This window comes from Pseudomonas gingeri (assembly GCF_013386165.1).
Taxonomy (GTDB): Bacteria; Pseudomonadota; Gammaproteobacteria; order Pseudomonadales; family Pseudomonadaceae; genus Aquipseudomonas; species Aquipseudomonas gingeri_C.
On sequence record NZ_JACAOS010000018.1, the window covers coordinates 42219 to 54379 of the forward strand.

At 59.8% G+C, this 12161-nt stretch carries 13 protein-coding genes; 7 read left to right on the forward strand and 6 right to left on the reverse strand.

Annotation, left to right across the window (positions count from 1 at the left end):
• The first annotated feature begins 128 nt into the window (after positions 1-128).
• From sucC to brnQ, 3 genes are all read left to right on the forward strand, one after another.
• On the forward strand, positions 129-1295 hold the full coding sequence (gene sucC, locus HX866_RS21895) for an ADP-forming succinate--CoA ligase subunit beta (protein WP_103498765.1): 1167 nt from the start codon (positions 129-131) through the stop codon (positions 1293-1295).
• On the forward strand, positions 1295-2176 hold the full coding sequence (gene sucD, locus HX866_RS21900) for a succinate--CoA ligase subunit alpha (protein WP_177094463.1): 882 nt from the start codon (positions 1295-1297) through the stop codon (positions 2174-2176). Before sucC ends, sucD begins: the two co-directional genes overlap by 1 nt.
• A gap of 328 nt (positions 2177-2504) precedes the next feature.
• Positions 2505-3818, forward strand: a complete 1314-nt coding sequence (gene brnQ, locus HX866_RS21905; RefSeq protein WP_177140408.1) for a branched-chain amino acid transport system II carrier protein — start codon at positions 2505-2507, stop codon at positions 3816-3818.
• A gap of 67 nt (positions 3819-3885) precedes the next feature.
• Here brnQ and HX866_RS21910 read toward each other — a convergent pair whose 3' ends face one another.
• The gene (locus HX866_RS21910) at positions 3886-4131 is read right to left on the reverse strand and encodes a hypothetical protein (RefSeq protein ID WP_121133599.1); all 246 of its coding nucleotides are present in this window, start codon (positions 4129-4131) and stop codon (positions 3886-3888) included.
• A 168-nt stretch (positions 4132-4299) separates the two neighbouring features.
• On the opposite strand from HX866_RS21910, the gene HX866_RS21915 reads away from it, so the two are divergent.
• From HX866_RS21915 to HX866_RS21930, 4 genes are all read left to right on the forward strand, one after another.
• Positions 4300-4776 (forward strand): PaaI family thioesterase, encoded by a 477-nt coding sequence (locus tag HX866_RS21915; protein WP_177126543.1) that lies wholly within the window; start codon positions 4300-4302, stop codon positions 4774-4776.
• Positions 4773-5228, forward strand: coding sequence for a PaaI family thioesterase (locus tag HX866_RS21920; RefSeq protein ID WP_177126531.1), 456 nt, complete (start codon positions 4773-4775; stop codon positions 5226-5228). The genes HX866_RS21915 and HX866_RS21920 overlap by 4 nt, the downstream gene beginning before the upstream one ends.
• A gap of 89 nt (positions 5229-5317) precedes the next feature.
• On the forward strand, positions 5318-7222 hold the full coding sequence (htpG, locus tag HX866_RS21925) for a molecular chaperone HtpG (RefSeq protein ID WP_177105717.1): 1905 nt from the start codon (positions 5318-5320) through the stop codon (positions 7220-7222).
• Between the two features lie 66 nt (positions 7223-7288).
• Positions 7289-8017, forward strand: a complete 729-nt coding sequence (locus HX866_RS21930; RefSeq protein ID WP_177094471.1) for a dienelactone hydrolase family protein — start codon at positions 7289-7291, stop codon at positions 8015-8017.
• A 157-nt stretch (positions 8018-8174) separates the two neighbouring features.
• Here HX866_RS21930 and HX866_RS21935 read toward each other — a convergent pair whose 3' ends face one another.
• The 5 genes from HX866_RS21935 to fabA form a co-directional block, all read right to left on the reverse strand.
• Complete coding sequence (locus tag HX866_RS21935; protein WP_177105716.1) at positions 8175-9059, reverse strand: pirin family protein; 885 nt, start codon at positions 9057-9059, stop codon at positions 8175-8177.
• 59 nt (positions 9060-9118) lie between these two features.
• A complete protein-coding gene (locus HX866_RS21940) occupies positions 9119-9535 on the reverse strand; it encodes an OsmC family protein (protein WP_177126527.1) in 417 nt (138 codons plus the stop codon).
• Positions 9536-9671: 136 nt separating this feature from the next.
• Positions 9672-10100, reverse strand: a complete 429-nt coding sequence (locus tag HX866_RS21945) for a YXWGXW repeat-containing protein (protein ID WP_177126525.1) — start codon at positions 10098-10100, stop codon at positions 9672-9674.
• 113 nt (positions 10101-10213) lie between these two features.
• Positions 10214-11434 (reverse strand): beta-ketoacyl-ACP synthase I, encoded by a 1221-nt coding sequence (gene fabB / locus HX866_RS21950; RefSeq protein ID WP_177094479.1) that lies wholly within the window; start codon positions 11432-11434, stop codon positions 10214-10216.
• Positions 11435-11445: 11 nt separating this feature from the next.
• On the reverse strand, positions 11446-11961 hold the full coding sequence (fabA, locus tag HX866_RS21955) for a 3-hydroxyacyl-[acyl-carrier-protein] dehydratase FabA (RefSeq protein ID WP_017127984.1): 516 nt from the start codon (positions 11959-11961) through the stop codon (positions 11446-11448).
• Positions 11962-12161: the final 200 nt, after the last annotated feature.

Here is a 12161-nt window from a genome sequence, read left to right on the forward strand (position 1 = left end):
CGCTGGACGCAGTCTTGCGTCGTTGTGCCGGGTAACCGGAAAACGACGCAAGCAGCAGTCACAGGTGGTGCGGCACTGCAATCAGTGCAGCACCGAATGCGCAGTACCTAACGAAGACGGTAAAAAGCATGAATCTTCACGAGTATCAGGGTAAGCAGCTGTTCGCTGAATACGGCCTGCCAGTATCCCAGGGTTTCGCAGTCGATACCCCGGAAGCAGCGGCAGAAGCTTGCGACAAGATCGGTGGTACCGAGTGGGTTGTCAAAGCCCAGGTCCACGCTGGTGGTCGCGGTAAAGCGGGCGGCGTTAAGCTGGTTCGCAGCAAAGAAGACGCTAAAGCCTTTGCACAGCAGTGGCTGGGCAAGCGTCTGGTGACCTATCAGACTGATGCCAATGGCCAGCCTGTCACCAAGATCCTGGTTGAATCGTGCACTGATATCGCTAAAGAGCTGTACCTGGGCGCTGTCGTTGACCGTTCGAGCCGTCGTATCGTGTTCATGGCTTCCACCGAAGGTGGCGTGGACATCGAGAAAATCGCTCACGACACCCCTGAGAAAATCCTCAAGGCCACTATCGATCCACTGGTTGGCGCTCAGCCATTCCAGGGTCGCGAGCTGGCATTCCAGCTGGGTCTGGAAGGCAAGCAAGTGACTCAGTTCGCCAAGATCTTCGTCGGTCTGGCCAAACTGTTCAAGGATCACGACCTGGCCCTGCTGGAAGTGAACCCGCTGGTGATCAAGGCTGACGGCGATCTGCATTGCCTCGATGCCAAGATCAACATCGACGCCAACGCCATGTACCGTCAGCCTAAGCTGAAGACCTTCCACGATCCGTCGCAAGACGATCCGCGCGAAGCGCACGCTGCCAAGTTCGAACTGAACTACGTAGCCCTGGAAGGCAACATCGGTTGCATGGTCAACGGTGCTGGCCTGGCCATGGGTACCATGGACATCGTCAACCTGCATGGCGGCAAACCAGCCAACTTCCTCGACGTAGGTGGTGGTGCAACCAAGGAACGCGTTACCGAAGCGTTCAAGATCATCCTGTCCGACACTAACGTCGCTGCAGTATTGGTCAACATCTTCGGCGGCATCGTTCGCTGCGACATGATTGCCGAAGGCATCATCGGCGCTGTGAAAGAAGTCGGCGTGAAAATCCCGGTTGTTGTTCGCCTTGAAGGTAACAACGCTGAACTGGGCGCTAAAGTACTGGCAGAAAGCGGCTTGAACATCATCGCTGCTACCAGCCTGACCGACGCTGCTCAACAAGTTGTCAAAGCTGCGGAGGGCAAATAATGAGCGTCCTGATCAATAAAGACACCAAAGTTATCTGCCAGGGTATTACCGGTTCGCAAGGTAGTTTCCACACCCAGCAAGCTCTCGAATACGGCACCAAGATGGTTGGTGGCGTAACGCCGGGCAAAGGCGGCACCGAGCACCTGGGTCTGCCAGTGTTCAACACCGTGAAAGACGCTGTAGCTGCCACTGGCGCCACTGCCAGCGTGATCTACGTTCCAGCTCCTTTCTGCAAGGACTCGATCCTGGAAGCAGCGTTCGGCGGCATCAAGCTGATCGTTTGCATCACCGAAGGCATTCCTACCCTGGACATGCTGGACGCTAAAGTTAAGTGCGACGAACTGGGCGTGATCCTGATCGGCCCTAACTGCCCAGGCGTGATCACCCCAGGCGAATGCAAGATCGGCATCATGCCAGGTCACATTCACTTGCCAGGCAAGGTCGGTATCGTTTCGCGTTCCGGCACCCTGACTTACGAAGCTGTCAAGCAAACTACTGACGCCGGTTTCGGTCAGTCGACTTGCGTCGGCATCGGCGGTGACCCGATCCCAGGTTCGAACTTCATCGACATCCTGAAACTGTTCCAGGAAGACCCGAAGACCGAAGCGATCGTCATGATCGGTGAGATCGGCGGTTCGGCTGAAGAAGAAGCGGCTGCCTACATCAAGGCACACGTGACCAAGCCGGTTGTTTCCTACATCGCTGGTGTGACTGCCCCTGCGGGCAAGCGCATGGGCCATGCGGGCGCAATCATCTCCGGCGGCAAAGGCACTGCGGACGAGAAGTTCGCTGCCCTGCAAGACGCAGGCGTGAAAACCGTGCGTTCGCTGGCAGACATCGGCAAGGCCCTGGCCGAGCTGACCGGTTGGGCGGTCAAATAAGAACAGCTACGAGCTTCAAGCGATCAGCGGCGAGCTTGTTGGGTGTTCTTGATTGATGCTTCACCTGCAAAGGCCACCTTCGGGTGGCCTTTGTGCTTTCTGGATTTCATATATAAATGCGACATAAGGTTGTCGTCTGTAGGACAATATTGCCCTCAAACAGTGCGCCTTACCCCCAGATTTGTTAGTGTGGCCGCCTCTTTGCGTCTGCTGCCCACAAGGCCGCCGCGCGCTAAACGGGTCAACCCCATACGGGTCGACAGCATTTCCCTCATCCCACGGGAAATCCCTCTCTAAATTCCGATTCAGCAGTGTGGTATTTCCTGAAATGAAAGTGTTGAAAGGCCAGGACATCCTGGCACTTGGCTTTATGACCTTTGCCCTGTTCGTTGGGGCCGGCAACATCATCTTCCCGCCGATCGTCGGTTTGCAGTCCGGGCCCCATGTCTGGATGGCGGCGCTGGGCTTCCTGATCACCGCGGTTGGCCTGCCGGTCATCACCGTGGTCGCGCTGGCCAAGGTCGGCGGGGCCATGGATGCCCTGAGCAGCCCTATCGGCAAGGTCGCCGGCGGTTTGCTGGCCGCGGCCTGCTACCTGGCGGTCGGTCCGTTGTTCGCCACCCCGCGCACGGCCACCGTGTCCTTCGAAGTCGGCCTGGCGCCGTTGACCGGTGAAAGCCCGCTGGCACTGCTGATCTACAGTTCGGTGTACTTCCTGCTGGTGTTCTTCATCTCCCTGTACCCAGGGCGCCTGCTGGACACCGTCGGCCGTTTCCTCGCGCCGCTGAAGATCATTGCCCTGTCGGCCCTGGGCATCGCGGCCTTTGCCTTGCCGGCCGGCGATATCGGCACGGCCACCCCCGAGTACGTCGCGGCACCGTTCTCCCAGGGCTTTATCAATGGCTACCTGACCATGGATACCCTCGGCGCCCTGGTATTTGGCATCATCATCGTCAATGCCATCCGTTCCCGCGGTGTCGAGTCGCCACGGCTGATCACCCGCTACGCGGTCATCGCCGGGCTGATTGCCGGGGTCGGCCTGGCGCTGGTGTATATCAGCCTGTTCCGCCTGGGTTCGGGCAGCCATGAAGTGGCGGCCGGTGCCAGCAATGGCGCGGCGGTGCTGCACGCCTATGTGCAACACACCTTCGGCTCCCTGGGCAGCGGTTTCCTCGCGGTGCTGATCTCCCTGGCGTGCCTGGTGACGGCGGTGGGCCTGACCTGCGCCTGTGCCGAGTACTTCAGCCGGGTCCTGCCGTTGTCCTACAAGAGCCTGGTGATCATCCTCGCGGCGTTCTCGCTGCTGGTGTCGAACCTGGGGCTGACCAAGCTGATTGCCTTCTCGATCCCGGTCCTGACCGCGATCTACCCGCCGTGCATCGCCCTGGTGGCCCTGAGCTTCTGCCAGTCGTTCTGGTATGCCCAGGGGCGTATCGTCGGGCCGGTGATGCTGGTGTCGCTGTTGTTCGGCATGATCGACGCCCTCAAGGGTGCCGGGCTGGCGGACTGGATGCCGACGCAGCTGTCGCACCTGCCGCTGAGCGAGCAGGGCCTGGCCTGGCTGGTGCCTTCGGTGGTGATGCTGGCGATTGCGGTGGTGATCGACCGGGTGCTCGGCAAACCGAGCGAAGTCCTGGCCTGAGGTTGCGTCACCTGTACGCAGACAAAATAAAACCCGCGCAAGGCGGGTTTTATTTTGTCTGGAAGAATCAGGAGCCGGTGGCTTCCTTGGATTGCTCTTCGACGGCTGCTTTGTTGGATTCAGCCTGAGCTTTGGCAGCTTCGGCGTTTTCCTTGGCGGCGTCGTTCACCTTATCCTGAGCCTCGCTCATGCTTTTCTGAGCATCCTGGGCGTGTTGGGTGGCGTCTTGAGCTTTGTCCTCGGATTTTTTATCGCACGCGGCGAGACCGAGGGACGCGGTCAGCATCAAGGCAATAGCTAAAGTCTTACGCATTGGGGTGTTGCTCCTTTGTGAATATCACTGGACTACCGGCCTTTCAGAACACGCTCTCCAGGGTTAAGTTCCTTGATTTTTAAAGATATATAAGTACCGACCGAGCGGAACTTTTTCCTGATGTTTCGTTTTTATGGACGTTTTTCTCCGGATGAGAGCTATCAGTTCATGAGCCAGAACCCGATTTTCGAGCGCGCCACCCGCTTTCTCAGCGCCATCCGCCACTGCCAGGTCCTCGGGCTGCGTTTGCTCAGCGCCGATGCCACGGGCTTGACCGTGATCCTGCCGTACAGCGCCGAGATCGTCGGCGACCCGAAATCCGGCGTGATCCATGGCGGGGTGCTGACGACCCTGATGGACACCGCCTGTGGCATGTCCACCCTGTGTGTCCTGCCCGAGTTCGAAGTCTGTCCGACCCTGGACCTGCGTATCGACTACATGCACCCGGCAGCCCCGCATCAGGATGTCTACGGTTTCGCCGAATGCTACCGGGTGACTCGCGACATCATCTTCGCCCGTGGCTTTGCCTATCAGGATGATCCGCAGCAGCCCATCGCCCACGTGGTCGGCACCTTCATGCGCATGGGCAAGGGGATCAAGGGCGCCCACAGCTTCAGCGGTTCACTCAATGGCGGTGCGGCATGAGCAACGACTTCAAGGCCATGCTGCAACAGGCCCACCAGCAGGGTGAATACGGCCAATTGCTGGAGCTTATCCCCTACGCCAAGCTGATCGGCATCCAGTGCTCACGACTGGGCGATGAACTGTTGTTCTGCCTGCCGGCGAACAGGGACAACATCGGCAACCCGTTGCTGCCGGCGATTCACGGCGGCGTGATCGCCGGTTTCATGGAACTGGCGGCCGCCCTGCACCTGCTGGTGTTTACCGGTTCGCCGGGGGTGCCCAAGGTCATCGACTTTTCCGTCGACTACCTGCGTGCCGGGCAATACCGCGATACCTACGCCAAATGCCAGCTGTGCCGCCAGGGCCGGCGGGTGGCGAACGTCGCCATCACGGCCTGGCAAACTACCGAGGCCGAGCCGATTGCCACTGCCCGGGCCCACTTCAAGATCGAGGAAACGCTTCCGGGCACTTGAAATCCCCATCACCGCCCCCAACTTTGATGACAACCCGCCGCCAACCCTTTCGGGGGCGGCCACTGCCATCCAATTGGAGTTTGATGACCATGAGTGTGGAAACTCAAAAGGAAACCCTGGGCTTCCAGACCGAGGTGAAGCAACTGCTGCACCTCATGATCCATTCGCTGTATTCCAACAAGGAAATTTTCCTTCGCGAATTGATCTCCAACGCCTCCGACGCTGTCGACAAATTACGTTTCGAAGCGCTGTCCAAGCCTGAGTTGCTGGAAGGTGGCGCGGAACTGAAGATCCGTGTGAGCTTCGACAAGGACGCCAACACCGTCACCCTCGAAGACAACGGTATCGGCATGAGCCGTGTCGATGTGATCACCCACCTGGGGACCATCGCCAAGTCCGGCACCGCCGACTTCATGAAGAACCTCTCGGGCGACCAGAAGAAGGATTCGCACCTGATCGGTCAGTTCGGCGTGGGCTTCTACTCGGCCTTTATCGTCGCCGACCAGGTTGAAGTGTTCAGCCGTCGCGCCGGCCTTGCCGCCAGCGAAGGCGTGCACTGGTCGTCCAAGGGCGAGGGCGAGTTCGAAGTCGCCACTGTCGACAAGGCCGACCGTGGTACCCGCATCGTCCTGCACCTGAAATCGGCTGAAAACGAATTCGCCGATGGCTGGCGCCTGCGCAACATCATCAAGAAGTACTCCGACCATATCGCTTTGCCGATCGAGCTGCCGAAAGAAGTGGCCGCAGTCGAAGGCGAAGAGAAGCCAGCGCTGGAATGGGAAACCGTCAACCGCGCCAGTGCCCTGTGGACCCGTCCGCGCACCGAGGTGAAGGACGAGGAATACCAGGAGTTCTACAAGCACATCGCCCATGACTACGAGAACCCGCTGAGCTGGAGCCACAACAAGGTCGAAGGCAAGCTGGAATACAGCTCGCTGCTCTACGTGCCGGCTCGTGCTCCGTTCGACCTGTATCAGCGTGAAGCGCCGAAAGGCCTCAAGCTCTACGTCCAGCGCGTGTTCGTCATGGACCAGGCCGAGTCCTTCCTGCCGCTGTACCTGCGCTTCATCAAGGGTGTGGTCGACTCCAACGACCTGTCCCTGAACGTCTCGCGGGAAATCCTGCAGAAAGACCCGATCATCGACTCGATGAAGTCGGCGCTGACCAAGCGTGTCCTCGACATGCTGGAAAAACTGGCGAAGAACGAGCCTGAGCAATACAAGGGCTTCTGGAAAAACTTCGGCCAGGTCATGAAAGAAGGCCCGGCTGAAGATTTCGCCAACAAGGAAAAAATCGCCGGCCTGCTGCGCTTCGCCTCCACCCTGGGTGACGACGGTGAGCAAGTGGTGTCCCTGGCCGAGTACCTGGCTCGCGCCAAGGAAGGTCAGGACAAGATCTACTTCCTGACCGGCGAAACCTACGCCCAGGTCAAGAACAGCCCGCACCTGGAAGTCTTCCGCAAGAAAGGCATCGAAGTGCTGCTGCTGACCGATCGTATCGACGAGTGGCTGATGAGCTACCTCAACGAGTTCGACGGCAAGAGCTTTGTCGATGTGGCACGCGGCGACCTGGACCTGGGCAATCTGGACTCGGAAGAGGACAAGAAGGCTGCCGAGGAAGTCGCCAAGACCAAAGAAGGTCTGGTTGAACGTATCAAGACTGCCTTGGGCGACGCTGTCAGCGAAGTGCGGGTTTCCCATCGCCTGACCGACTCCCCGGCGATCCTGGCCATCGGTGAGCAGGACCTGGGTCTGCAGATGCGCCAGATCCTCGAAGCGAGCGGGCAGAAAGTGCCGGATTCCAAGCCGATCTTCGAATTCAACCCGGCGCACCCGCTGATCGAGAAGCTCGATGCGGAGCCGGACGAGGACCGCTTTGGCGATCTGTCGCACATCCTGCTGGACCAGGCGGCCCTGGCGGCCGGTGACAGCCTGAAGGATCCGGCGGCGTATGTTCGCCGCCTGAACAAGCTGTTGGTTGAGCTGTCAGCTTAAGCTCGTTGCACGAAAACCCGCTTCGGCGGGTTTTTTTATCCTTGGATGTTTTTTTCGGAGTTCGAAATGAGCCAGGTTACTGTGAGTTCGGTGGTTTATCAGATTGATGGCCAGTCCTATGAAAGCCGTCTGGCCTTTGATGCCAGCCACAAAGGGCCACGTCCAGGTCTGTTGATGGCACCGAACTGGATGGGCGTCAGCGCCGGTGCCGAGAAGATCGCCCAGGCGGTCGCGGCCAAGGGTTATGTGGTGTTGATCGCCGACATCTATGGTCAGTCGGTTCGTCCGAGCAATGGCGATGAAGCCGGTGCGGCGATGATGCCGTTGAAAAACGACCGTGTCCTGCTGCGCAAGCGCATGCAGGCGGCCTTTGAAGCGCTGCAAAGCCAGGACCTGGCAGCGGTGGACACGGCGCAGCTGGCGACCTTCGGTTTCTGCTTTGGCGGTTGCTGCTCCCTGGAGCTGGCCCGTACTGGCGCGCCGTTGAAAGCGACAGTGTCGTTCCACGGCACGCTGGATACGCCGGATGTATCGGAAGCGAAGAACATCAAGGGTTCGGTGCTGGTGCTGCACGGCGCGTCCGACCCGTTGGTGCCGAAAGAGCAACTGCCGGCATTTGAAGCTGAGATGAATGCGGCGGGTGTCGATTGGCAGCTCCTGAGCTATGGCGGCGCGTTCCATTCCTTCACCGACCCGCACGCCAATACGCCGGGCATGATGATGTACGACGCGAAGACCGCGGCGCGGGCCTTTGTGTCGATGCACAACCTGCTGGACGAAGTGTTCAAGGGCTGAGCCAGCCTCTGACATCACGTCTGATACGCTGCCCCCCTGTAGGAGCGAGCTTGCTCGCGATGACGGCCGCAAGAGCGATGCAAAACTTGCTGGCCTAATCGCGAGCAAGCTCGCTCCTACAGGGGAGGGGTGTTTCAACCGCAGGATAGCGTCGGATTCAGGGCTTTTCTGCGGCGGGCCTCTGTGGCAACTCGATCCGCTCGCTTTCCCCCGGCACCGTCGGCCAATCCCCGGCCGCCCAGCGTGTCCGCGCCTGATCGATCAACGCCGGATCACTGGCGACGAAGTTCCAGTTCATCCGTCGCGGCCCATCCAGCGGCGCACCTCCGATCACCACCAGGTGACACTCACCCTCGGCGAACAGCGTGAGGCTTTCCCCCTTCGGCAACACCACCAGGCTGCGCGGCTCCAGCGCGTCACCTTCAAGCTGTGCCTCACCCTCCAGCACATACACCGCACGCTCCTCATGCTCATCCGGAATCAGCAGGGTGGTCCCGCTTTCCATGTGGATGTCGGCATACAGCGTGGGCGACAGGACCGGCACCGGTGAGGTCAGGCAAAAGCCACTGCCGGCGATCAGACAGATCCGTACCCCCAGGGTGTCACTGAAGGGCAGGCTGGCGGCCGGGTGATGGCTGTAATGACCGTGACCCTGTTCGAAGGCCTTGGGTGACGCCAGCCAGATCTGCAAGCCATGCAGGCTGGAGCCGCTGGCGACGAGCTCGGCGGGGGTCCTTTCAACATGGGCGATGGCGCTGCCGGCGGTCATCCAGCTGACATCGCCAGGCTTGACGTGCTGGTCGGAGCCGAGGCTGTCCTTGTGCACGATCTCGCCGTCGAACAGGTAGGTCAGGGTCGACAGGCCGATATGCGGATGCTGGCGCACATTCATGCCGTGCCCTGGGGCATAGCGGGTTTCCAGCATATGGTCGAAAAACACGAAGGGCCCGACGCTGCGGCACTGAGCCGAGGGCAGGGGGCGCAGGATCGGTTGGCCTTCGACATCCTCGGCGCGAGGACGGATCACCAGTGGTGTGTTCATGGGGCTTCCTGGCTCAGCGGGTAATGCGCAGAGCATAACCCGCTTTTTCGCCGCTGCCCTTACTGGCTGAAAGCGCCTTCGGCCAGCAGGGTTTCGATGCTGACTTCGGTGCTGGTCATCAATTTGTGGATCGGGCAGCGATCCGCGACTTTATGCAGCTCTTCACGCTGGGCATCGCTGAGCACGCCCTTGAGGGTCAGTTTGACCTGCAGGCCATAGTGACCTTTCTGTTCCTGGCTGTTGTCGCGCTTGACCTCGACGGTGACCCCCGTCAGCGGAATGCCTTTCTTCTGGGCGTAGAGTTTGAGGGTCAGGGCTTTGCAGGTTCCCAGGGCCGCGTCGAAATAATCGTGGGGTTCCGGTGCCGAGCCTTCGCCCCCGGCACTCTTGGGGACATCGGTAAACAACTGATGATCATCGATCTGGACGCTGTGACGAAAACCTTCGCTGGATTCAGTGTTGATGGTGATGCTCATGACAAACCTCGCGCAGAGAGTGACGGGAAAAGACCCTGAGCTTTATAGATCACTCGGTGCGCGTGGTGTTCAGCTTTTTTGCGCTCGCGCGCCATTGTGGAGTTGGCATCGAACTGCTTGTTTGATCGTTTACTGATCAACCACGCGGCCCTCCACCCGGTCCTCCACCGGGCCTGCCACCGCCTGCTGGAGGTCTATGAGGCGGCTTATGAGGAGGTTTATGGGGCGGTTTGTGAGGCGGTTTGTGATGGGACGGCCGATGGTGGTTCCACCCTGGTTTTTGAAAGTGCCAACCGTGGGGGCCGTGAACCCAACGTGCGGGGGTGTAGGCATACCCGGGGCGAGCAGGTACCCAGAAACCATTGACCCAGACACGGCGACCGCTTACGAGGTTCCAGTACCCAGGCGCCCAGATATATCCCGGGCGCGCCGCTGGAACAATATAACTCGGTGGGGGAGGTGCACCCAGGTTGATATTGATACCCACTTGGGCATTTGCAATCGAGGGCAGACTACTGACAGCGCTGATGACGACAAATGCGAGGGAGCAGAGAAAACCTTTCATGGTTGCTCCTTTTCAGGAGATTTGCTCACCGTGAGTATAGGTAAAGCGGCGTTGTTTGCAAAAAAAAGCCCCGAACCAGTCGGGGCGTTTTTCATTCTGTGATCAAGCCGGGCTTACTTGCCCTGCCAGCGCTTCAGGACCAGGGTGGCGTTGGTGCCGCCGAAGCCGAAGCTGTTGCTCATCACGTTGTTCAGCTCAACGTTCTCGCGGGTCTTGGTCAGTACCGGCATGTCAGCGACTTCCGGGTCCAGCTCTTCGATGTTGGCGGAACCGGCAATGAACTTGCCTTCCATCATCAGCAGGCAGTAGATCGCTTCGTGAACGCCGGCGGCGCCCAGGGAGTGGCCGGACAGGCTCTTGGTCGAACTGATGACCGGTGCCTTGTCGCCGAAGACTTCACGCACACCTTTCATTTCCGCGACGTCGCCGACCGGAGTCGAGGTGCCGTGGGTGTTCAGGTAGTCGATCGGGCCGTCGACAGTGGCCATGGCCATCTGCATGCAACGGACCGCGCCTTCGCCGCTTGGCGCGACCATGTCGTAGCCGTCGGAGGTTGCCCCGTAGCCGACGATTTCCGCGTAGATCTTCGCGCCGCGGGCCAGAGCGTGTTCCAGCTCCTCGACCACCACCATGCCGCCACCGCCGGCGATGACAAAACCGTCACGCTTGGCGTCGTAGGCGCGGGAGGCCTTGTCCGGGGTTTCGTTGTACTGGGTGGACAGCGCGCCCATGGCGTCGAACAGGAACGACTGGCTCCAATGTTCTTCTTCACCGCCACCGGCGAAGACGATGTCCTGCTTGCCCATCTGGATCTGCTCCAGGGCGGTACCGATGCAGTGAGCACTGGTGGCGCAGGCGGAGGAGATCGAGTAGTTCAGGCCCTTGATCTTGAACGGCGTGGCCAGGCAGGCGGAAACGGTGCTGCCCATGGTGCGGGTCACGCGGTATGGACCGACGCGCTTGACGCCCTTTTCGCGCAGGATATCCAGCGCTTCCATCTGGTTCAGGGTCGATGCGCCGCCGGAGCCGGCCACGAGGCCAGTACGCGGGTTGGACACCTGCTCTTCGCTCAGACCGGAGTCGGCGATGGCGTCCTTCATGGCCAGGTAGGCGTAAGCCGCCGCGTGGCCAACGAAGCGATAGATCTTGCGATCGATCAGCTCTTCGAGATTGAGGTCAATGGAGCCGGAAACCTGGCTACGCAGACCCATTTCGGCATATTCCGGGTTGAAGCGGATGCCAGGGCGACTTGCACGCAGGTTAGCGGAGACGGTCTCTTTGTCATTGCCCAGGCACGAAACGATGCCCAGACCAGTGATAACGACGCGGCGCATGCGGATAACCCTTAGAAGTTGTCAGTGGAGGTGAAGACGCCGACCCGAAGGCCTTCGGCGGTGTAGATCTCGCGACCGTCGACAGTGACCGAACCGTCGGCAATGGCCAGGTTCAGCTTGCCCTTGAGGACGCGCTTGATTTGAATGTTATAGGTGACTTTCTTCGCGGTCGGCAGGACCTGGCCGAAGAATTTCACTTCGCCCGAACCCAACGCACGGCCACGGCCCGGCAGACCCTGCCAGCCGAGGAAGAAACCGACCAACTGCCACATGGCGTCGAGGCCCAGGCAGCCTGGCATCACCGGGTCGCCCTCGAAGTGGCAGGCGAAGAACCACAGGTCCGGGGTGATATCCAGTTCGGCGACCAATTCACCTTTGCCGTACTTGCCGCCTTCTTCGCTGATATGGGTGATGCGATCCACCATCAGCATGTTGGGGGCGGGCAGTTGCGCGTTACCTGGGCCGAACAGCTCGCCACGACTGCAGCGCAGCAGATCTTCCCGGGTAAAGGCGTTTTGTTTGGTCATGCGAGCTCCTCAATAATCCCATGCGGCAGGTGGGGCAAATCTTCCCGGCCGATCGAAGCGTTCATGCCTCGAATCGACAGCCTACTCATAGACTATTGCGTTGTGGTGAAAGTCACAGCACCAAGGACATGAATGTACACTTGTGCACTGAAATTTTTATTCAAGCCGGTTTTCCAGCTCATTCGGGTGCCTAAGACTGC

Bases quoted from the DNA above. Each gene is read 5' to 3' on its own strand.
- sucC (WP_103498765.1), top strand. From the start codon at position 129: ATGAATCTTCACGAGTATCAGGGTAAGCAGCTGTTCGCTGAATACGGC.
- sucD (WP_177094463.1), top strand. From the start codon at position 1,295: ATGAGCGTCCTGATCAATAAAGACACCAAAGTTATCTGCCAGGGTATT.
- brnQ (WP_177140408.1), top strand. From the start codon at position 2,505: ATGAAAGTGTTGAAAGGCCAGGACATCCTGGCACTTGGCTTTATGACC.
- HX866_RS21910 (WP_121133599.1), bottom strand. From the start codon at position 4,131: ATGCGTAAGACTTTAGCTATTGCCTTGATGCTGACCGCGTCCCTCGGT.
- HX866_RS21915 (WP_177126543.1), top strand. From the start codon at position 4,300: ATGAGCCAGAACCCGATTTTCGAGCGCGCCACCCGCTTTCTCAGCGCC.
- HX866_RS21920 (WP_177126531.1), top strand. From the start codon at position 4,773: ATGAGCAACGACTTCAAGGCCATGCTGCAACAGGCCCACCAGCAGGGT.
- htpG (WP_177105717.1), top strand. From the start codon at position 5,318: ATGAGTGTGGAAACTCAAAAGGAAACCCTGGGCTTCCAGACCGAGGTG.
- HX866_RS21930 (WP_177094471.1), top strand. From the start codon at position 7,289: ATGAGCCAGGTTACTGTGAGTTCGGTGGTTTATCAGATTGATGGCCAG.
- HX866_RS21935 (WP_177105716.1), bottom strand. From the start codon at position 9,059: ATGAACACACCACTGGTGATCCGTCCTCGCGCCGAGGATGTCGAAGGC.
- HX866_RS21940 (WP_177126527.1), bottom strand. From the start codon at position 9,535: ATGAGCATCACCATCAACACTGAATCCAGCGAAGGTTTTCGTCACAGC.
- HX866_RS21945 (WP_177126525.1), bottom strand. From the start codon at position 10,100: ATGAAAGGTTTTCTCTGCTCCCTCGCATTTGTCGTCATCAGCGCTGTC.
- fabB (WP_177094479.1), bottom strand. From the start codon at position 11,434: ATGCGCCGCGTCGTTATCACTGGTCTGGGCATCGTTTCGTGCCTGGGC.
- fabA (WP_017127984.1), bottom strand. From the start codon at position 11,961: ATGACCAAACAAAACGCCTTTACCCGGGAAGATCTGCTGCGCTGCAGT.